Below are 20,373 nucleotides of genomic sequence, written 5' to 3'. Positions count from 1 at the left end.
TTCTTGCTTAATTAAATAATAGAGTTACGATCGTTCCCCTGCCTTCGAGACTATCCATTTCAATCCGTACATCAATTGCATCAGCAATTTCCTTTGCCATGGAAAGCCCCAATCCCGACCCGCCTTGCTTTCGGCTTCTTGCTTTATCCACACGATAAAAGCGATCAAACACTTTTGGCAATTCAGCCTTTGGGATTCCATCCCCTCTGTCCTCGATGCGGATATATGCTTCATTACTTGTTTGTCCTATGTAGACTGAGATATGCTCGTCACTATACTTTCTTGCATTATCTAAAAAAATAAACAAAAGCTGTTTTAACTTTTGAACGTCCGTTACTGCTTCAATTGCATCGCCACTATATATCTCCACTGATCGATTGTACGCATTTTTATATACTTTCGCTAACTCTGCAATGATAGCGTTCAGATTAAAGTTTTCCTTCTCTATATTCCATTTTTCCTGATGCTTTGCAAGCAGGAGCATTTGCTCTGTCATCTCTCTCATTCTAATGGCTTCAGAATGAATGGCCTCTATTGATTCATCAAACAAATCAGGACGCTCCAACCCTTTTCTCTTCAAAAGACTTGCATAGCTTTCGATGACAGTTAGCGGTGTTTTTAATTCATGTGAAGCATTTGATACGAATTGCTCCTGTTTTTCGAAGTTAGCTTGTAGCAAATCAATCATATGATTAAAGGTTTTTCCCATTTCCACAAGTTCATCTTTTGATTTTTCCTCAAGTCTAATTCGCTTAAATTGGCCGCTTGTTTGAATCGCCTTCATCGTATCAATCATCGATCGAATCGGACGGGCGATGAAGTTACTAAGAATAGTGCTTGATATCAGAACAGGTATCATCGCAATGACCGTTACAGCGATTAACACGATGCGCAGAACAGCGAGCATTTCCTCTGTTGCGGTAATGCTTTTGGTGATTTGAAGATTAACTACACTTCCATCCACCCAAACAATCGGGTGTGAAACGAATACATACTTTTTCAAATGATAAGTGATGATTGCGCTCTTCTCACCGGGGTAAAAGCCACTATTTCGATAGCTTAATTGTTTTTCAGAATTGGATGTAACAACTGTTCCTTTTGGTTGACCCTCTTTTACAATACCAATCATGCCATCAATAGGCAGATAAGCTCGAAGTAAATCATTTGGTGATATATTATTGACATTTTTACTAACATCATAGGCAATTTTCTCTGTCTCCGCTTTCGCACGATTAAGTTCATTCACCATTATCAGATTACTGAAAACAAAATAAATGGAAACATTCATCAAAAGAAGCAGGAAAATGAATAACACCGCTGTATATAAATTTATTTTCTTCCGCAGTCTCATTTTGCATCCTTCATGACGTAGCCAACGCCTCTTACAGTATGAATAAGCGGCGTATCAAAGCCATAGTCGAGCTTTTTGCGAACATATCGGATATACACATCCACCACGTTTGTTTCTCCATAGAAATCATACCCCCAAACCGCTTCCAGAATCTGATCCCGGTTTAGCACTTGACGCTTATTCTTCAATAAATAAAGAAGTAAATCATACTCTTTTGGCGTTAGTTCAATTTCACTTTCACCCCTAATGACTTCGCGTGTTTTGACATTCACCTTTAAATCAGCAGTATTGAGCCATCCATCGTCTTCATCCTCCATTGAAGTTGCTGTAGTCCGCATTCTTAAAACCGCACGAATTCGGGCAAGCAATTCTTCAGTTTGGAAAGGTTTAGTGATGTAGTCATTCGCGCCGAGATCAAGACCGGAAACTTTATCTTCAACCGAGCCCTTTGCAGTTAACAGGATGACAGGGGTGAAATTGTTTTTCGTACGAATCTTCCGAAGCAGCTCGATCCCGCTTATGCCCGGAAGCATCACATCCAATAAGATCAAATCCCACTTTCTTGATCGATACGCTTCAAGGGCTTCATTTCCGTCCATTGCCTTTCCGATTTGGTAGCCTTCGATTTCAAGCTCCAATTCAAGCAGTCTTAAGATTTTTTCTTCGTCTTCTACGATTAGTATTGATTCTTTATTCATTTGGAAGACCTCCTTTTGTGTGACTGTCCCCATTTATGTGTCATTCATTTTCAATAATGGTTTGGATTAATAGTAAGTATGCCTGCTCGTTCAATAAGAAAAAGGCTGCCTCAGCAACCTAGAGCATCTGTCAGTTGAGTAGGTTAGGTCATTAAAGAAACCATTCACCTTGAGCAATTTTCACTACTTTACCTCCTACATGAACGTCGATTTCCCCGTTAACATCACCTGCTTTTAAAAACAATAAAGAAGGTCTTTCGATTTCGAACCCTTGTTCTACCCGAATGTCTATTTCACTTTTTTCAAAATACCGGTATTTAACTAAGTAAGCAGCTAAACATCCATTAGAACTGCCAGTGGCTGCATCTTCGGGGATTCCATAATAGTCCGCAAAGTCTCGAACGTTCAAATCATTTTTCGAATCATACGTCTCTGGAGAAAAAACCATAATGGTTTTTGCATCCATATGTTCAATTAACTCAAAATATTTTTCTCTATTAATCTTTACTTTTTTAACTGCTTCCAATGATTTTAATGGGACAACAAGCACTGGAAGTCCCGTCGAAACTTCTTGAATCGGAAATCTATCATCTATGTTTTCTTTATGTATATGTAAAACTTCAGAAATTTTATCTGTATCTAAAATCGTGCCAAAAGTTGGTTCATTTTGTTTCATCCATAGAAGCTCTTCTTGATTATTGAATGAAACCGTTATCTGACCACCTTTAAAGTTTAAAATAAGGTTATCCAATTGTTCCTCTAATACTTCGTTTTGAATGATATATGCAGTTCCTAAAGTCGGATGTCCAGCAAAAGGAACCTCTTCATTAGGCGTAAAAATCCGAACATCATAGCCGCCATCATTTTTTGAATCAGACATGATAAAGGTAGTTTCGGAAAAATTAATTTCTTTGGCTATTTGTTGCATTTCATTATCCGGAATATTTCCAGCGTTTTTAAAAACCGCTAGTTGATTTCCTGTATATTTTCCATTTGAAAACACATCAACAATAGAATAATTAACCCTCTCCATTAACTTCCCCTCGATTACTTTTTAGTTATTTTAACGAATGTACAAATTATTACATGTAAAATTTTAAAAATAAAGACGCTATTTACCCAGTTAGCTCCATAAAAAAAAAAGAGCTGTCAGAGCAACTCTCATGTTAAAAGCCCTATTTACTTTAAGTATTATTCCGCCCCTGATGTCAGAAAGGATCTTTTTATACGTCATCGCCTATATTTTTCTCAGTAAATATATGAGATATGGAGTGCCTATTAGAGCAACGACAAGTCCAGAAGGAATTTCTTTAGGGGCTAAAACAAGTCATCCTATAAAATCAGCTGAAGTTAAAAGGATTCCTCCAAGAAAAAGGCTGACCGGAATAACCTTTTTATGTTCAAACCCAACCATTCTCCTAGCTGCATGGGGTGCTAATAAACCTATAAACCCGACTGTCCCTACAATAGATACATTGACTGCTCTCATAAAAACTCCTAACATAATCGCTAAAAGCCTCGTCACTTTAATATTTACTCCCAGTCCCTCAGCAACTTCATCTCCAAAGGAAATCACATCAAATTTTTTAATCAATAAAATGCTCAAGGGAATTGTAATAAGTGCGACCATCCCAGAAAATTCAATTCTCCCCAGCCCTTAGCATAGGTGCTTCCTGCTTTGTTACTTCCCATCTTTTACTTTTCTCCCTTTGCCATATGGAATACATAAAGGTGTCCCAAACAATGGATCGACAGTAATCTCACATTCTATTTGAAAAACGGAACGAACCATATCAGTAGTTATAATATCTTCTGGTTTTCCTTGAGCAAAAACGTTTCGGTCATGAATCGCTACAATATGTTGAGCATATCGACAAGCGAGATTTATATCATGAAGAACCATCACGATAGTACGCTGTTCTTTCTCGTTTAATTCAAACAGCAAATCAAGTATTTCGATTTGATGGGTCATGTCTAAATACGTGGTTGGTTCGTCTAATAGAATGATGTCTGTTTGTTGCGCAAGTGTCATGGCAATCCAGGCTTTTTGTCGTTGTCCCCCAGATAGGGAGTCAATCGAACGATCCGCTAAAGATTTCATTCCTGTAGCTTCCAATGCATTGTTCACTATCATTTCATCTTTTTCCGACCATTGTTTCAGCCAATTATGATAAGGGTATCTCCCTTGCTTTACCAATTGAATGACAGAAAGTCCTTCCGGAGCAATTGGTCCCTGTGGAAGAATAGCCAAATGTTTGGCAATTTCTTTTGTCGGCCATTTTTCAATCTCTTTCCCATTGAGGATAACAGAACCTTCCTTTGGACGTAATAGACGTGCTAAAGAACGAAGCAAGGTTGATTTACCACAACCATTACTACCTATAAAAACCGTGATTTTCCCATTTGGAATTTGTAAATTTAGTTGGTTAATAACTATTGTTTCCCCATAGGCTAATGTTAATGATCTTGCTTCCAATGGATCCATGTTATCACTCCTAGTGTTGCTTCAAATAAGGAATTCGAATGGTCTCTCTATCAACCTGTCACTACCTATTTCTTTAAGTTGTTATATGTTATGACAGAGAGTCTTCCATTGTATGGTGACTTGTCCTAATATATTAAAAAAAGGACTGCAGCATAGCAACTAGATTGGATTTCGGGACTTTCACTTGATTTGAATAACGCCTTTAAGTGCAATACGGATATGCAGTGAAGTTGGAACGATTGAAGTTGATATTGAAGAAAGTAAGGGGACATAAATTACGCGCTGTTTGAAGTACCACAAATGTTGCCGCATGAGGGATAACATGCTGCCTCGTTTTTTGCATAAGAAAAAGGCTGCCTCAGCAACCTTCCTAATAGAATTTAACCCCCGTTAGTTCAACAATGAACCTAAAAAGCTGGCGGAGTCACCGAGAAAAGTATCACAGCAGTTTCAGTAAAATTATTTTCCCACTTATGCTTCATATAGCCAGGTATTTTGACACTATCACCAGTTTCTAATATGTATTCTTCATCATCTAAAAACACTTTAATTTTCCCCTCTAATACATAAGCAACTTCTTCTCCTTTGTGTTCCAAAAGTTTCTCAGACGACGATGTGTTAGGAGGAACATTCATAATAGCAGTTGCCAGTGTTCCAGTAAAATCAGGTGACACTAACTCATACGATAGGTTTTCAACTACCATTTTCTTTCGCTCATTTGACCTAACAACTAAATCTTCGGTGTTTGTTTCTTCAAGTAAAAAACTAAAGGTAGGAACATCAAGGGCTTTAGCTAAAACCTTTAGCGTTTGAATGGAAGGGTTAGCCAACCCCCGTTCAATTTGACTTAACATTGAAGGGGTTATTTCAGCTAATCTTGCTAATTCTCTACTGTTCAAACCTTTCGCTGTTCTGTATTTCTCAACTTTTTTACCAATATCTATGTTTTCCATCAACAAAACTCCTTAAAGATAAAATTAAAAGTAATTTAACGTTATTAAAAATAAATAAATAACCAATCGAACTTATGTGTTAAACTCTATTTAACATTTATTAAATTACATTTTATCATATGGTTTTTTACAAGTCAGTAAGGAGAGAAGAAAGTGAATGATTTCTTTACATTTTTAGTCCTTTCATTATTTGTGATAATGAGCCCAGGTATCGATACTGCACTTATTACCAAAAGGACCATTTCAGACGGAAGAAATGATGGTTATAGATTGGCTATAGGTTTGTCAACTGGTTCTTTCGTTCATACATTCGCTGCTGCCTTTGGGATTTCAACGATTTTAATGCAATCTGCTGTTGTTTTTGAAATCGTTAAATAGGTTGGTGCTATCTACTTGAAATACCTCGGATTATCTTCTTTTATCAATAGGACAAAGAAGGAAGTTACTAATGTTGAACATCTAAATAATTCTGAAATGCAGAAGTCAGCATTTAAACTAGGACTCTTCTCTAATGTACTAAATCCCTAGGTTGCCATGTTTTTCTTAACTTTTTTACCCCAATTTGTGAAAACAAGAGAAAAACGCACCTCCCCCTTTTGCTAATTGGCGGCATATAGAACCCACTCCTTGGCTATACCTTAGTTCAATAAGAAAAGAGCTGCCTTAAAGACCGCTCTGATCAGATAACTTACCTGTTAGTTTAAGAATATTTCTTCACAATCTTTTCAGTAATATTAACCTAAATATCCATTAAAAATCACCACACCTCAAATAACTGAATGTGAGATGAATTTCAATCAAGCATTACATAATCCCCTTCTTTGATTTGATTCTTTTGAAACCATCCAAGATTCACTTCAATTGCATAAAGATAAAAAAGTTCTGGATCATAGGTAGGACAATTTTCCTCTTTACACGGCTCCATATCAAGTATTTTTAGAATTTCCCCATCTGAATCAAGAAAAGCAATAGATAAAGGAATTAATGTGTTTTTCATCCAAAATCCATCAAACATTTTTTCTGAAAACACAAATAACATCCCCTCATTTTCCGGTAATTTTCTAACAAACATCAAGCCCTTTTCTCTTTTTCTTTGGGTATCTGCAACTTGAACGCTTAATATAGTTTCCCTGTTTCCACTGTGTATTTTTATCATTTTTCGTTTTATTCTATTTTTCATGATCACTCACCTTCAAGTATTTATAAGCAGGAAAGAAAATTGATGTCTTTTAAGAAGTTCATAAGATCGAAATTTCTTTTTTTCGAAAAAGCGTCTTTTCACTTCAATACTTATTCTGGGGTTTTTAATTTAATACGTGGTTTTCAATTATCACAGCAACAATATATAAAAAGATTTGTTCAATTAAAAAGCTTCCTTAAGACAGCTCCGATCTTCAGCTAATTTTGCTAAACTCTCTACTACTCAATTCTTTAGCTTTCCTATATTTTTCAACTTTCTTGCCAAAATCTATATTTTCCATAATCGAAACTTCTTAACGATTGTTAAGTTAAGTTTAATTAAAGTTAATATAAATTAACTTCGAGAGAAATATGTGTTAAAATTTATTTAATTATATTTAATTAAAATTCACAAACCCACTTGTTACAATAAAATTAGGAGGATCAAACAAATGAAAGAGATTGAAAGCAAAGAAATACAAACATGGAAAGATAAATATCCTTTACTAAAAAAGCTCATTTCAATGGATGAAGTATTTTGGCTCAATCCAAATATTGAAAAATTTCAAATGGGCATTAATAAATCCCCCCTTACTCAAGAAGATGTAAGAGATGCAGAGGAAAGGTTGAAACGTTTTGCTCCATATATCGCCAAGGTTTTCCCTGAAACAAAAGGAACGAATGGTATCATAGAGTCTCCTTTAGTGAAGATTCCTGCCATGAAACAATCCTTAGAACAGGATTATCAACAACCTATATTAGGAGAATTATTACTAAAATGCGATAGCCACCTTCCTATATCAGGATCTATTAAAGCAAGAGGCGGGATTTATGAAATTCTCAAACATGCAGAAGAATTAGCTTTTCAACATCAATTGTTAACGGTTCAAGATGATTATTCGATTTTAGATAGTGATAGGTTCCGAACCCTTTTCTCAAAATATTCAATCGCAGTAGGTTCGACTGGAAATTTAGGACTTAGCATTGGCATCATCAGTGCAAAGTTAGGTTTTAATGTTTCCGTTCATATGTCAGCTGATGCAAAACAGTGGAAAAAAGACTTGCTTAGAAGCAAAAATGTCAAAGTTATTGAATATGAAGCTGATTATAGTAAAGCTGTAGAGGAAGGTCGAATCCAAGCAGATAGTGACCCGACATGTTATTTTGTGGATGATGAAAATTCTCACGATCTATTTTTAGGATATGCAGTGGCTGCATCTCGTTTGAAGAAACAATTAGAAGAGTTAGAGATAATAATAGATGAAAATCATCCTTTGTTTGTTTATCTTCCATGTGGAGTGGGTGGTGGTCCTGGAGGCGTAGCTTTTGGATTGAAATTATTGTATCAAGACCATATTCACTGTTTCTTTGCAGAACCTACCCACTCACCATGTATGTTACTTGGTTTAATGACAGGACTTCATGATAAAGTTTCTGTACAAGATGTTGGTATTGATAATGTTACAGACGCGGATGGACTTGCTGTTGGAAGGCCATCTGGGTTTGTAGGAAAAACGATGGAACCTTTTTTAAGTGGCAATTATACGGTTAGCGATGAAAAGTTGTATATGTTGCTAAAAGAACTAGTCGATACAGAGGGGATTCATTTAGAACCTTCAGCACTAGCAGGCATGATAGGACCAAGTAAATTATGTAAAGAGGGCATCGATTATTTACAGAAGCATAATTTAACGGAAAAGATGAGTAAGAGTACACATATTATTTGGGGGACTGGTGGAAGCATGGTTCCTGCAGAAATGATGACGCAATATTATCAAAAAGGGTTGAAATTAGCAGAGAAACAGAAGTAATTTAACACGGGGGAGTAACCCCGTGTCAGAATGTAGACATTCGAACGTTGATTTCCACTCCAACAACAAGGTGTTTTTCGGAAATTATCTCTATTAGTTGATTTTGTTTATCTTGTATTATTTCATATTAGGGTTCCTCCTTTGGTTTTGAGTTAGAGTGTTGTCTTACTCATATCTACTGGGGAGCCCTATTTTTTTCAAGTCCACTGATCAATAACTATTAAACTGATTAATCCTGTTCATCAAGTTCAATAAAATAGTGATTCTTACGGTATGACACCGCCTTCATGGTTGCAATCAGGTTTTGCTCATGCAAGACGTCTATTCGAATCCTGCCCGATAGTTTCGTTTCACTTCACTTGCACGGGCTACTATCTTGTCTCCGGGTTTAGCTGATTCAATAAACTGGATTGTTGTCGAGAGTCCTAAGGATGTTTTTCCATATGCATTACAGGCTACGGAAAAAGCATGATCTGCCTAACGACTGATCATACGGATCGTTTTTTACTTGCTCATGAATTTGTTCATAGTGTTTTTCATAAATTTGATATTCATCAATTTTCTACTTCACTATTACCTACCCCTTTGATTGAATATTTCACTCCCAGTACCCTTGATAACAGGAATTGTATCGTGAGGCGGATGCGCTTTAAAAAACCAATTGCACCAACATCATGTAGACAATCGTTCCCCCCGCTATGGAAAGAAGCATCATTTTCTTCCAAATGTGAAGCAGGGCAACTACCCCTATTGCCATAAATTCAGGGATGCCGTGACTTCCGGATTGTAAGCTCACATCCTTTAAACAATAAATGACCAAAAGCCCAATTACCGCGGATGGCAGTATTTTACCTAGATACTGTACATATTTCGGTGTGGGTTTTCCAGATGGGAAAATGATGAATGGAATAAACCTTGTAAGCATTGTGCCTAAAACAACCATTGCAATAGTAATGATCTGCTGTGTTACATCCATTGTCATATGGCCTTGACCTCAACTTTCTCTAATGGCTTTCTAAGTAAGGTGAGTACCCCCAAAATTGAAAACATGGCAGGGATGATGAAATTGCTTCCGCCAAAAATACTAAGACAGACAACTGACAGCCCAAGCCCTGCGAGAGCACTATGATGTTTTTTCTCTTTCATCCACTGTTCAATGAAAATGACTACAAAGAGAGCCGTCATAACAAAATCGAGTCCTTCTGTGTTGAATTTGACAAGAGATCCAAAAATGCCGCCAATCGCCGATCCTATCACCCAATAGGAATGATTGAGCAGTGTCACGAAGAACATGAACCAGCCCTTGTCTACATTCTTCGGAACATCAACGGTACAATTGATGGAAAAAGACTCATCGCAAAGCCCAAAAATCAGATACAGCTTTTTCTTTCCGGTCCCCCTATACTTATCCAGCATGGAAATGCCATAAAACAAATGCCGTGCATTCACCATTAACGTTAGAAAAAGAGCGTTAATCGGATTGAATGCGACAAGCAATAAATTGGCAGCAATAAACTCCATTGATCCTGCAAATATTGTTAGACTCATCAATATCGGGTAAATTGCACTGAAACCTAATGAATTCATAAAGATTCCATATGCGATGCCTAAAAATAAAAAGCCTGCCAAAATGGGCACTGTGTACGGAAAAGCTGCACGAAATGCAGGTATCATTTGAGTTCTTTTTTTCATATAAATCACATCCTGATGGCTAAATTTATTTAAACTTAACATACAAAATCCGTACAAAAAACAAGTTAATTGTATGGATTACAATTAAAATAAAATTCCCCCATTTTATCAAAATGGGGGTACTGATAGACTTATCACCTTATATTCGTGTAAAGCGCCTTTTCAAATCATACCGTTTCATTATTAGAATTCCATACAAAAAATGATATGATTGTATGGAAAAAAATAGTAGAGGTGAAGTATGCCAGTAAATTCATTTGACAATTATCCAATGTCTTAGAAACCTGATAAGACAGCGATAAAGCGTCCTTTTTATAAATCTCTTGCATCATTACTTGAACAAAATATAACAAATGGTTTTTTAGCACCCGGAACAAAGTTGCCCCCGCAACGAGAATTGGCAGATTTTCTTGATTTAAACTTCACCACGATTACCCGTGCCTACAAAATATGCGAGGTAAAGGGATTAATTTATGCCGTTACGGGAAGCGGAACCTTTGTGGCTCCCAATGCCACTCGTTCTATAACCATTTCTGCGGATAAAACGGCAAACAGCATTGATCTTGGTTTTGTGGCATCTTTTGAGCAAACCAATGATATTGTAGCAGAAACTATTCAAAAAACTGTGAACAAAAGTTATTTGAAGCAGTTACTAAATTACAACGATCCGACTGGTATTCCACATCAAAAAACAGCAGCTCTAAACTGGATGGAATCTTTCGGCATTCACGCGGATCAAGAGCATATAGCAATCGTTTCTGGTGCCCAAAATGCATTGGCCATAGCCTTGGCTTCTTTATTTGAGCCTGGTAATAGAATTGCAACTGACTTATACACATATTCAAACTTTATCGAGTTGGCAAAGATGTTCCATATTAAGTTAGTGCCCATTCCCGTAGACCAGTTTGGAATGCTGCCAGACGAACTTGAAAAGCAGTGTTGTCAAATAAAGATTGACGGCATTTTTCTGATGCCCTCTTGCAACAATCCAACCACAATCATGATGTCGGATATTCGAAAGCTAGAATTGGCTGCAGTCATCCGTAAACATCGTTTAATTTTGATCGAGGATGATATTCATGCATTTATGACGGCAGGTATTATCTCCGATTACCGGCAGCCGATGTTCCGTTTGCTTCCAGAACAAAGCGTTTATATTTGTAGCACCTCTAAGTCCATATGTTCTGGATTAAGAGTTGCCTATATGGTCTATGGAGATGCTTTACGGGAGAAAATTTCCCAGGCCATTTTCAACATAAATGTAAAAACCTCTTCATTTGATGCAGAGGTTATCACAGAGCTTATCTTATCAGGGAAGGCTCATGAAATTGTTTCTCAAAAGAAACAGCTTGCACAGTCTGCAAATGATATTTATTCGGAATATTTTCCTTTAAGAAAGGATGTTGGGCATCCTCTCAGTTTTTATCGTTGGCTTCCAATTCAAGGACATTACGATGCGTTAGAGCTGGAAATGGATTTGAAAAGGCACGGTATTCGAGTTTTTCATTCCAATCGTTTTCAAAGCGGGCAGACCACCCCTGATATGTATTTACGTATTGCACTTTCTTCTACAAACTCATTTGATGAGTTAAAAATAGGATTAGCCCTATTAAAACAGTACCTCAACTGATTCAAAAAGATGAAGGATTACGAACCTGTACCTTTAGTTACATACGTTTGTCTACAGTTTATTTTTAATAAACGTTCCAGTTGATTTCAGAAATCAGCTCCCTTTCCGCCGACTGTCTGCCAAGCCTCATCAAAGCAAGCGTCTGTGGGGTCTCGGCTAGCCAGTTATTCGGCAGGAGTGATCGCAAATTTCTTCAATCCAATTAGGATTACCGTAAAAAACATAACCATAATCAATTCTTGTTTTACTATCATGGTTCGGGATGAGAGCATTCATTCCGAACACCAATTGGTCTACAATTATGTTGTTTGACACTATATTATGTTTAAAGGAATCCCTTTTCCGTTAGCCTACAAACTCCTCTTATTCAGCCATGCAGGCTAAAGTTCCCTTAATGCGAACATGGATTGTAGATTGATAATCGATTGGAAATGGTGCTTTCATAATCGAGCATGTGACGTTCTCTGTCGTTGAATACTTCTCTAAACTAGTGGCGTAAACCACACTATATAAAAGCGACATCTTATCACACTTTAATGCGGGTATTGGAAGTTGTTTCTTCATACTAACAATTCTAGATATCTTTTACCTGACTAACATAAAAAATGATAAATGCATAAGATAGACTTAAAATTCAGGAGGAATATTTTGAGGAAATTGGAATACATTTTCGGGATCATACTTGGCTTTTATTCTTTGTAATCTATCAAAGTTAGTTCCATAATAAGCCGGTCCAAAGTTTATAATATTCTGATCTGGAGAATTTACGTAGGCCCCTTCAACGAAAGGATTCAACTGCTGGTGTGTTCTTGCAACCAATGCAAGATTCCTTGATGCCTCAGATTCTTGTGTCCAAGTTGTATTCCACTCCAAATAAAACTTCGGATTCCGCCAAAAAAAAGCAGTCGCCTCAGGAGAGATTCTACTTAAAGCGCCACCACAGTTCAGAAAAAGGAAACTGGATTCTGTTCCGATCGATTCTTCTAGGAAACTGCGCATGATCTTGATTGCTTCATCCGGAAACAAAGCTGTCGCCCGCTCCGAACCCGAATCGGCACATTGTTCATTCGTGCCCATTTTATAGCATTTGTAACATCCTTAGTGCTTTGAGCAAAGACAAATACAAGAGGAAAAGTATCAACGTACGGGTTCCAGTTTTTGCGTGCCTGTTCATATCCTGTATCTCCTTTATAGATGACTCTTCCCGTCAGTCGTATTTTTGAGACCATCAATTCGACTCCTAACCTTAATATCATTTGTATTGGAACTAAACTATGAAACAATTCATTTTTCACTCTTCCAATTTTTCTTTCTTCGTTAAATATAGAATGTGTATGTACATATACATTCTATGTAATGTATAGAATAAAATATGCAACTAGACTGATATTGATAGGACATTAATAGGATAGGATTAATAACATTGATCATATGGAACAGAAATAGTTGGTTGGGTAAGTCTTGTATTTAAGTTGGAGAAATCTCTAGGACGGATTCATAAAAAAGTGGGGTTTTATTCACCCTCTAATCCTGAACCCATCCATACCACTTACTAAAGGGATATTCACCTAGTGGCCTTCATACTGATCTTGCTCTGGCTACACAATAAAATGCCCTTACAGCACATCAGTCCCTGCCTGCCTCGTAAAACTTCTGCGCCACCATAGCCGGCCTTGTACGCGTGTCCGTAAAATGGTCGCCGTCGCCGACGATCAGGCGTAACTGGCCGAGCCGTATGGACATATGCGGATGCCAGCCGAAGCCCTCTCCTTGTGGCAATGCGTTGTCTTGGTAGAAATAGACATAGCTTTTGGGCGTAGGCAGCGCGTAGAATGCTTTAAGATCTAGCTTCTCGAAAAGCGGCTTAGCCGGTTCCGGAGTAATGCCTGCATACATCCGTTCGGCTTCCTCCAAAGTGGCCGTATTGACGAACAAATCCCGAAACAGCGGAAACGGAAGCATGATCGTATCGTCCTTCGAGCCGGCTCTGAGCTGCTCGAATCCTTGCCTCATTTGGGTCGAGAACTCGTCGACAACCGATTCGCCGTCTTTCAGTACGAACGCGTCCCAGAAGACAAGGCGCTTTATGCGATCCGGTACCTGTTCTGCAACCTTTTGGATGACAGTTCCGCCGAAGCTGTGCCCGACGAGAACAAAGTTGCGTAGGTTCAGTTTCATTATAAAATCAACGACGGACTTCGTGATCATCGCATGCGTAACATCTTTGTTCGGATCTTTGCCGTGACCTGCGTATTCCGGCGTATAGACGACATGCCCTCGACTGCGCAGTTCCGCCGCTACGCCGTCCCAGAAGTGAGCGTCAGCCCAAGAACCATGCACGAGAACGAAGGTAAGCCGTTGCTGTGCGGGTAAACGGTATCTTTCATCCGATTCGAGGGTACCATTGCTCCAGAGCCACCATCCTTCAGAATAAGGGGAGTAATAATAGCCTCGAGGCATAAACCTATAATCGGGATAGGGGAATTGATGAATTTCTTGGAGATAAGGAAACATGTACAAGACATCCTTTCAAATCGACATATACTATCAGCTTATGCCCACTTCGTTTGAGAGGTTCCCACACTCGATCCGCCGAAAAAAAATCCGCAATAGAGAACGATGGAGAAACTGAAGTAACCGTACTGATTCCAAACTGTGAAAATAAGAATCCCATTCAAATGTTGATTCGCAATCTCCCCTAATTCGTAAATGTATTCTTCAATAAGCTTATCAAGTAGATCAATATCCAAGTAATGAACAAGGCACCTGTTGTTCAACTAGAAAAAGGCTGCCTTAGCAACCTTACTAACAAATCACGAAACAGTAGGACTCATATCCCCCCAGTTAATTACAGGAAGTCTTTTTCTGTTCACATATTTGATATTCTTTTAGTTACAAAGCACAAAATAATATCTGAAATTTCACACTTCTTCTAATGATTCCTAAATACGAAACCTGTATACTTTTCTCATGTTAGTTTTCATTACATAGGTAGTTATATCATATAACACTTCGGATAGGAGTTGAGTGTACATTGTCTACATATCTAGAAAGGCAAGCTTTAGAAGAGTCGGAGTTCCATCATACTGAGGGTCTTGACGAATCTCTGAAGCCGAAAAGCAAAGAAGATAGGACGGTTGGCCCGATATCCTATACATTCATGTGGATTGGAGACGGTGTCAATTTAGGGAATATGACACTAGGAGCCAGCTTGGTCGTAGCGGGAACCGCAACATTGAACATCATTCAGACATTTGCTGCAGCTGCCATTGCCATCGCTATCATTTCCGTGATTTTCGCTTTGAATGATAGGATTGGATACAGGACAGGCATTCCCTATGTGGTTCAGCTCAGAATGTCCTTCGGGATGAAGGGCTCCATCATATCATCACTTTTGCGCGGAATTCCGGCCATCATCTGGTACGGTTTCCAAAGTTGGATCGGCGGTACTGCTTTAAACGAAATCGCGAAGGTCATTACGGGTGGTGCTTTTGATAATGCCGTCATTTGCTTTGTCGTGATTCAATTGGTGCAAATTGCGCTTTCGCTGTACGGCTTTCATGCCATCAAATGGGTGGAAATGCTTGCATCCATTGTTATCATGCTAGCGCTAGTCTATGTATTTGGTATTCTGCTTACATCACATAGCGAGGTCATCGCGGAAAAATGGGTGCATGCTGAAGGGTCATGGGGCTTGCCGTTCTTTGCTTTCATCATGATGTTTTTAGGAAATTATGCGGCTATCTTTTTAAGCGCAGGGGACTATTCAAGAGAGCTTAAGTCTGGCATCAGTGATGCAAAACGAGGGTTTTTGTATTTTTCGCCCATTTTACTAGCATACGGCTTAGTACTGACAATCGGTGTAATGCTTGCTTCCGCTACCGGCATTTCCAATCCCGTTAAGGCGTTTGCAATTGTGGTGGATAATCCTTATATCACAGTAGGCGTTTCTGCATTTATCGTTATCGGTGCAATTGCAGTAAATATGGTTGCCAATATTATTCCGCCAACATATGTCATCACTTTGCTTACAAAGTTGAAATATAAGGTTGCCGTTATCATAACCGGAATTCTTGCCTTTTGCTCCTCCCCTTGGGTGCTTGTACAGGATTCTTCGGCGAAGGGGCTTGGTTTGTTCATTCTGATTTATTCCGCATTTTTAGGTCCGATCGTTTCGATTTTATTAGTCGAGTATTATCTATTAAGAAAGCAAAAGATTAATGTTGCCGATTTGTACAGAGAAGGCGGGCCATTTACAGGATATAATCCATGCGCGCTGCTCGCCATGCTTATCGGCGCCAGCGCTGCCTTTATAAAAGTCGAGCTGGCATGGATCATCGGCGTTGTCGTGGCAGGCATTGCTTATATGATTCTGATGAAGTTCACCTTTAAGGATTCAAGATTCAAAAAGGGTACGATATTTGAGAAGTAGGCAAAAAAGAGATACTACTTAAAAAGGTAGTATCTCTTTTTCAACTTATGAAAGATATGTTTGACCATTTTTGTAAATGAATGAGTAGTTTCCTTCTTTTTTCAATAGAACCGGCAAGTACTGGGCAACCATTTCCGCTATGCCGAGATTACTGGGATGAAGAATCCAATCAATGGATTTCCAATCGAGAATACCTTCTCGTGTTTTTTGGGGTGTTACAAATGTTAAATCATCATCCACTTCATACAAATAGACATATATTCCATCCAGTTCACCTTCTGAAGTCTCCCAGGTAACCGTTCCTTTTGAAAAAAAGTTCGCTACTTTTATGCCCGTTTCCTCAAACACTTCACGCAACGCACCTTCATCAGGAGTTTCCTCTTTCTCGATTTTACCCCCCACTCCGTTCCAAACACCCATAATTGGAGCCTTCTCCCGATTAAGCATGAGTATTTCATTATTTATCTTCACAAAACAAACCGTATACTTAAACATTATACAAAGTGACCCCTTTATCGTTAATTAACCCCACCACATGACTGTTACGAATATACAAATGATTCACACGTGATTTTCCCACTATATTTCAGTCCATATAATTAGGAAAGATCTTGATCAAGCATATCTAATACAGTTTGCCCACTATTAAACATATTAGCTTCCCTCACTTCTTCTGCCTCAAAAGTATTTACACACTCTCAAATTAACAATGAATAAAGAATCCATAAACGCTCTCCGTCAATGTATGAATGCACTCCCCATTAGTTCCAATTCTTCTATTTTAGCGCATTTACTCGTGAGTTTGAGTGATATATTCTAGAGTTTGAGTGATATACAAGTGAGCTTGCGCTTTCACTCGTGAGTTTTGCTGTTTTTTCTCTGAATTCGGATTTTTATCATCGCCTCATAAAGAGAGCAGCGATTCCCTTAAGAATCGCTGCTCCTCCTATTTATGCTCCCGCCCATACATCTTTCGCATATCTGCCATTTTCCTCTAAAGATTGCAGCCATACTGTGGCTTCTTCTTTCGGTGTTTGATAGAAATGCATATAGCTTTCGATTAGTGTTCGTTCAACATCGGGTGCCATTTTGCTTCCGTCTCCGCAGATGTATAGGTGTCCTCCTTCTTGTAATAAAGGAAGGATGTCATGGGCGTTTTCCGCTAATCTGTTCTGGACATATGTTTTTTCTTGACCGGGACATCTTGAGTAAGCGGTGTGCAGTGTTACAAGGCCTTCTTTTTCGGCTTGCACGAGTTCTTCTTGATAGAGGAAATCGTGTTCCGGATTACGGCATCCAAAATAAAGGTGGGCAGTCCCTAAAGTTTCACCTTTTTCTTTCAAAACGCGACGTGCCTGTATGAACCCCCTGAATGGTGCAATTCCTGTTCCAGGGCCAATCATGATGATTGGTTTTCCTGTTTGCTCTGGGAGCTGGAAATTGGATTGCGGCGTATTGATAAAGCAGGCTATTTTGTCCCCTTGGAAGCGTTCTGCCAAATAATTCGATGCAATTCCTTTGTATTCCCCGTTGCCGCTCAAAGCTTCTCCACGGACGACACTGACGGTGATGCTTGCTTCTCCTTCGTTGTGGAGTGGTGAGCTTGAGATAGAGTAGTATCTTGCTTTTAAAGGCGGCAGCAAAGCCAGAAAACGTTCAAATGGAATTTCACACGCAAGATACTCTTCTATAAGGTCAAGCATGGTTTTGCGCTTGTTCAGGATTTCTTGTTTATAGATACTGTCCAAAAGAAGATCTTCAAGTTCTTTTACATGTGGAGGACACACCGTATGAGTGGCAAGCGCCCGAATTTGAGACCTGGTGGCGGGTTCTTGGAACTCCACATAGTTTGATAGTAACTCCTCGAGTTTTACCGGTTTTCCTGTAGGAAGATGGGCAGCTTTTCCGGAATCCCCAGTTAGATTGACGTAATCTTGTCCGTTTAGGTTAAATCGACTGAGCACTCGCTCGACAAGTTCCGATGGATTTTGCGGAAGTACCCCGAGATGATCGCCTTCCTGATAATGTATTCCCTCTGGCAGAGATAATTCTATATGCCGTGTACTTCTTTCGCTATCTTCATGTTGTAATTCAAAATTCCTTTTTACAATGGATGTAAAAGCATGATGGGTGCGCGCAAGTGGTGTGCCGCTCACATCACTTACGAAGTTCATCGCAATCGGACTAATTTCCCGTTCATTCCTATTCACTTCAATGTTAAAGGTTTCGGCAAGATTCGGCCAAAGGGCTTCTGTCCATTTCTCGTAATCCCCTTCAAAGTCATCGCTTGCATCTCCATATCCTGTTTCTGACAGCCGCACTGCTCCTTTTTGTTCCAGCCTCTCATCAATGAAGATCGGAATGCGTTGGTACGTATTGGCCCAATTGCGGTCCCCGCAGCCGAAGATCGCATAGTGAACACCATCCAATGTGTTACCCTCGCTTTCCTTCAGCCATGAAACGAAGTCACCCGCATTATCCGGGGGATTTCCATTATAAGATGCCGAGACTATAAGAACAGCTCCTTCTTGAGGAAGCCGATTGGTGTAATCATTTAAAGGGGCAACCTCGGCATTGAAGCCTTGTCGCTTCCCTGTTTCAGCAAGGTCACGAGCAATCCCTTCCGCTGTTCCCATATTTGATCCAAACAGGACGAGTAATGGTGTCCCATGTGCTGATTCGATTGGAGATACCGTGGTTTCTTTGTCCGCTGACTTTGATTCTGGAGAAGTAGCGGAAAATGACATCGCCGGCTTCCTCGGTGAAACGCGCATAGTCAATCCATCCGGTTTGAGAGTCAAAGTTTCTTTAACATCCAATTGATATTCTTCATGATCAATCAAGTCAAAGTGCTGTAAAACCATGCCGAGCACCAATGTCGCTTCATGAAGGGCAAACTGCTGTCCTATACAGGCGCGCTGCCCGTTTCCAAACGGTTTATAAGCATGATAAGGGATGGAATCCAAATCCTCGAACCGCTCAGGAATGAACGATTCAACGTCATCACCCCAAACGGATGGATCACGGTGAACCTCGGGAATCAGCAGCGAGAACACATCACCTTTCTTCACATTGTATTTTCCACCCAGCATGGTATCTTCTTTTGCATAAACGGTAAACGCCGGAGCAGTCGGCCACAGACGAAGCGTTTCATTCAGTACCATCCGGACATATTTCAGCTTTTTCACTTGTTTGTAAACAGGAACATCATCACCCAGCACTTCATCGACTTCCTGCTGCGCTTTTTTTAACTTGTCTCTGTTATTCATGAGGAAATAGATGGCGAACGATAGGAGACCGCTCGTCGTTTCATGCCCAGCTATTAAAAAGGTAATGATTTGAAAACGAATATTTTCATCATCCAGCGATACACCCGTTTCAGGATCGACTCCTTTCAACATATGGGAAAGAAGGTCATCTTCTCCCTGATCACCATTTTGTTTTCGTTCAGTAATCAATTCATCCACTAGAGAGAACATATATCGAATGTCTTCCCTGAATTGTTTTTTAGACTTGATCATCAGTTTATCTTGGATGCCAAGTCGCTGCGTTTGGCTCATCGCTTCATCCAAAGCACGCACCATACTGGTGACAAAAGGATGGGTGGTATCCCGATAAAAACTGTTAAAGCGGTAATTGAACCCGCAAAGTCCGATCGTATCCAAGGTCAATCGTGTCATATCTTCAGGAACATCTATCTCATCAGCTTGATTCAAGCGAGCCCATTTTTGAATGAGTTGGGTAGCAAGATCCACCATTTTAGCATGATATCCCTTCATTACCTGCTGGCTAAAGCTGGGCAGCAGGATGTTATGGGCCTTTTTCCAATTCGGCTCCGTCGTTTCACTTGTGAAAAGACCATCGCCACCAAACGCTCTCACTTTTTGGAGGACTGGACCGACTTTCTTATCAAACCTAGTTTCATCACAAATTTCTTTAGCGAGTGAAGCACTGGATACGAATGTAGTGATTCGACCCGGAAATTGAAACTGAAAAACCGGCCCAAGTTCTCGTGCCAGCTTCATGAAAGACTGAAGCGGCTTATCCTTATCAATGATAGGCAGGCTGCCTAGGGGGCCATATGTCTTTGGCTGTGGAAACTGAGTTGTTTTTTCCATTTTATTAGCACCTCTTTACAATAG

At 39.4% G+C, this 20,373-nt stretch carries 17 protein-coding genes and 3 pseudogenes; 4 read left to right on the top strand and 16 right to left on the bottom strand.

The genetic code is table 11. The features are described from left to right. Positions 1-7: 7 nt before the first annotated feature. The 6 genes and pseudogenes from ACQKMH_RS00685 to ACQKMH_RS00660 all read right to left on the bottom strand — a co-directional run bounded on the left by ACQKMH_RS00685 (position 8) and on the right by ACQKMH_RS00660 (position 5,487). Complete coding sequence (locus ACQKMH_RS00685; protein ID WP_427585620.1) at positions 8-1,351, bottom strand: ATP-binding protein; 1,344 nt, start codon at positions 1,349-1,351, stop codon at positions 8-10. Next, positions 1,348-2,049, bottom strand: coding sequence for a response regulator transcription factor (locus tag ACQKMH_RS00680; RefSeq protein ID WP_427585619.1), 702 nt, complete (start codon positions 2,047-2,049; stop codon positions 1,348-1,350). Before ACQKMH_RS00680 ends, ACQKMH_RS00685 begins: the two co-directional genes overlap by 4 nt. Before the next feature lie 151 nt (positions 2,050-2,200). Next, positions 2,201-3,082: a PhzF family phenazine biosynthesis protein gene (locus tag ACQKMH_RS00675; protein WP_427585618.1), complete on the bottom strand. Its 882-nt coding sequence runs from the start codon at positions 3,080-3,082 to the stop codon at positions 2,201-2,203. Between the two features lie 204 nt (positions 3,083-3,286). Beyond that, positions 3,287-3,643, bottom strand: a pseudogene (locus tag ACQKMH_RS00670) (iron chelate uptake ABC transporter family permease subunit). 87 nt (positions 3,644-3,730) lie between these two features. Next, on the bottom strand, positions 3,731-4,534 hold the full coding sequence (locus ACQKMH_RS00665) for an ABC transporter ATP-binding protein (protein WP_427585617.1): 804 nt from the start codon (positions 4,532-4,534) through the stop codon (positions 3,731-3,733). Between the two features lie 407 nt (positions 4,535-4,941). Next, the gene (locus tag ACQKMH_RS00660; protein ID WP_427585616.1) at positions 4,942-5,487 is read right to left on the bottom strand and encodes a helix-turn-helix domain-containing protein; all 546 of its coding nucleotides are present in this window, start codon (positions 5,485-5,487) and stop codon (positions 4,942-4,944) included. Between the two features lie 153 nt (positions 5,488-5,640). Here ACQKMH_RS00660 and ACQKMH_RS00655 point away from each other — a divergent pair, with 153 nt between their 5' ends. Continuing rightward, a complete protein-coding gene (locus ACQKMH_RS00655) occupies positions 5,641-5,865 on the top strand; it encodes a LysE family translocator (RefSeq protein WP_427585615.1) in 225 nt (74 codons plus the stop codon). Positions 5,866-6,280: 415 nt separating this feature from the next. On the opposite strand, the gene ACQKMH_RS00650 is transcribed toward ACQKMH_RS00655, so the two are convergent. Beyond that, positions 6,281-6,667, bottom strand: a complete 387-nt coding sequence (locus tag ACQKMH_RS00650; protein ID WP_427585614.1) for a DUF192 domain-containing protein — start codon at positions 6,665-6,667, stop codon at positions 6,281-6,283. A gap of 451 nt (positions 6,668-7,118) precedes the next feature. Here ACQKMH_RS00650 and ACQKMH_RS00645 point away from each other — a divergent pair, with 451 nt between their 5' ends. Next, positions 7,119-8,477 (top strand): D-serine ammonia-lyase, encoded by a 1,359-nt coding sequence (locus ACQKMH_RS00645; protein ID WP_427585613.1) that lies wholly within the window; start codon positions 7,119-7,121, stop codon positions 8,475-8,477. Positions 8,478-8,798: 321 nt separating this feature from the next. On the opposite strand, the pseudogene ACQKMH_RS00640 reads toward ACQKMH_RS00645, so the two are convergent. From ACQKMH_RS00640 to azlC, 3 genes and pseudogenes are all read right to left on the bottom strand, one after another. After that, positions 8,799-8,894: pseudogene (locus tag ACQKMH_RS00640) on the bottom strand (phenylacetate degradation protein); the annotation flags it as partial. Between the two features lie 232 nt (positions 8,895-9,126). After that, positions 9,127-9,459 carry a branched-chain amino acid transporter permease gene (locus ACQKMH_RS00635; RefSeq protein ID WP_427585612.1) on the bottom strand — a complete coding sequence of 111 codons (333 nt, stop codon included), beginning with the start codon at positions 9,457-9,459 and terminating at the stop codon, positions 9,127-9,129. After that, positions 9,456-10,211, bottom strand: coding sequence for an azaleucine resistance protein AzlC (gene azlC / locus ACQKMH_RS00630; protein WP_427585611.1), 756 nt, complete (start codon positions 10,209-10,211; stop codon positions 9,456-9,458). The genes ACQKMH_RS00635 and azlC overlap by 4 nt, the downstream gene beginning before the upstream one ends. 256 nt (positions 10,212-10,467) lie before the next feature. Here azlC and ACQKMH_RS00625 point away from each other — a divergent pair, with 256 nt between their 5' ends. Further along, positions 10,468-11,799 (top strand): PLP-dependent aminotransferase family protein, encoded by a 1,332-nt coding sequence (locus tag ACQKMH_RS00625; RefSeq protein ID WP_427587467.1) that lies wholly within the window; start codon positions 10,468-10,470, stop codon positions 11,797-11,799. A gap of 363 nt (positions 11,800-12,162) precedes the next feature. Here the strand turns inward: ACQKMH_RS00625 and ACQKMH_RS00620 are convergent, their stop codons facing one another. The 4 genes and pseudogenes from ACQKMH_RS00620 to ACQKMH_RS00605 all read right to left on the bottom strand — a co-directional run bounded on the left by ACQKMH_RS00620 (position 12,163) and on the right by ACQKMH_RS00605 (position 14,549). Continuing rightward, positions 12,163-12,321: a hypothetical protein gene (locus ACQKMH_RS00620; protein ID WP_427585610.1), complete on the bottom strand. Its 159-nt coding sequence runs from the start codon at positions 12,319-12,321 to the stop codon at positions 12,163-12,165. A 105-nt stretch (positions 12,322-12,426) separates the two neighbouring features. Beyond that, positions 12,427-13,028 (bottom strand): annotated as a pseudogene (locus ACQKMH_RS00615) (BBE domain-containing protein). A gap of 397 nt (positions 13,029-13,425) precedes the next feature. Then, positions 13,426-14,313: an alpha/beta hydrolase gene (locus ACQKMH_RS00610; RefSeq protein WP_427585609.1), complete on the bottom strand. Its 888-nt coding sequence runs from the start codon at positions 14,311-14,313 to the stop codon at positions 13,426-13,428. 38 nt (positions 14,314-14,351) lie between these two features. Next, positions 14,352-14,549: a hypothetical protein gene (locus ACQKMH_RS00605; protein ID WP_427585608.1), complete on the bottom strand. Its 198-nt coding sequence runs from the start codon at positions 14,547-14,549 to the stop codon at positions 14,352-14,354. Positions 14,550-14,833: 284 nt separating this feature from the next. Between ACQKMH_RS00605 and ACQKMH_RS00600 the strand changes: the two genes are divergently transcribed. Then, positions 14,834-16,231 (top strand): NCS1 family transporter, encoded by a 1,398-nt coding sequence (locus ACQKMH_RS00600; protein WP_427585607.1) that lies wholly within the window; start codon positions 14,834-14,836, stop codon positions 16,229-16,231. A 45-nt stretch (positions 16,232-16,276) separates the two neighbouring features. Here ACQKMH_RS00600 and ACQKMH_RS00595 read toward each other — a convergent pair whose 3' ends face one another. Next, complete coding sequence (locus tag ACQKMH_RS00595; RefSeq protein ID WP_427585606.1) at positions 16,277-16,726, bottom strand: NUDIX hydrolase; 450 nt, start codon at positions 16,724-16,726, stop codon at positions 16,277-16,279. 455 nt (positions 16,727-17,181) lie between these two features. Beyond that, positions 17,182-20,349, bottom strand: a complete 3,168-nt coding sequence (locus ACQKMH_RS00590; RefSeq protein ID WP_427585605.1) for a bifunctional cytochrome P450/NADPH--P450 reductase — start codon at positions 20,347-20,349, stop codon at positions 17,182-17,184. Positions 20,350-20,373: the final 24 nt, after the last annotated feature.

Origin of the sequence: Peribacillus sp. NPDC097895 (assembly GCF_050277555.1) — a bacterium.
Taxonomy (GTDB): domain Bacteria; phylum Bacillota; class Bacilli; order Bacillales; family DSM-1321; genus Peribacillus.
Note: the sequence above shows the minus strand (reverse complement) of the source record. Positions and strands in the feature narration are given on the sequence as shown.

Excerpts from the sequence above, each read along its gene's own strand:
- ACQKMH_RS00685 (WP_427585620.1), bottom strand. The coding sequence starts at position 1,351 with ATGAGACTGCGGAAGAAAATAAATTTATATACAGCGGTGTTATTCATT.
- ACQKMH_RS00680 (WP_427585619.1), bottom strand. The coding sequence starts at position 2,049 with ATGAATAAAGAATCAATACTAATCGTAGAAGACGAAGAAAAAATCTTA.
- ACQKMH_RS00675 (WP_427585618.1), bottom strand. The coding sequence starts at position 3,082 with ATGGAGAGGGTTAATTATTCTATTGTTGATGTGTTTTCAAATGGAAAA.
- ACQKMH_RS00665 (WP_427585617.1), bottom strand. The coding sequence starts at position 4,534 with ATGGATCCATTGGAAGCAAGATCATTAACATTAGCCTATGGGGAAACA.
- ACQKMH_RS00660 (WP_427585616.1), bottom strand. The coding sequence starts at position 5,487 with ATGGAAAACATAGATATTGGTAAAAAAGTTGAGAAATACAGAACAGCG.
- ACQKMH_RS00650 (WP_427585614.1), bottom strand. The coding sequence starts at position 6,667 with ATGAAAAATAGAATAAAACGAAAAATGATAAAAATACACAGTGGAAAC.
- ACQKMH_RS00645 (WP_427585613.1), top strand. The coding sequence starts at position 7,119 with ATGAAAGAGATTGAAAGCAAAGAAATACAAACATGGAAAGATAAATAT.
- ACQKMH_RS00635 (WP_427585612.1), bottom strand. The coding sequence starts at position 9,459 with ATGACAATGGATGTAACACAGCAGATCATTACTATTGCAATGGTTGTT.
- azlC (WP_427585611.1), bottom strand. The coding sequence starts at position 10,211 with ATGTTAAGTTTAAATAAATTTAGCCATCAGGATGTGATTTATATGAAA.
- ACQKMH_RS00620 (WP_427585610.1), bottom strand. The coding sequence starts at position 12,321 with ATGTCGCTTTTATATAGTGTGGTTTACGCCACTAGTTTAGAGAAGTAT.
- ACQKMH_RS00610 (WP_427585609.1), bottom strand. The coding sequence starts at position 14,313 with ATGTTTCCTTATCTCCAAGAAATTCATCAATTCCCCTATCCCGATTAT.
- ACQKMH_RS00595 (WP_427585606.1), bottom strand. The coding sequence starts at position 16,726 with ATGTTTAAGTATACGGTTTGTTTTGTGAAGATAAATAATGAAATACTC.
- ACQKMH_RS00590 (WP_427585605.1), bottom strand. The coding sequence starts at position 20,349 with ATGGAAAAAACAACTCAGTTTCCACAGCCAAAGACATATGGCCCCCTA.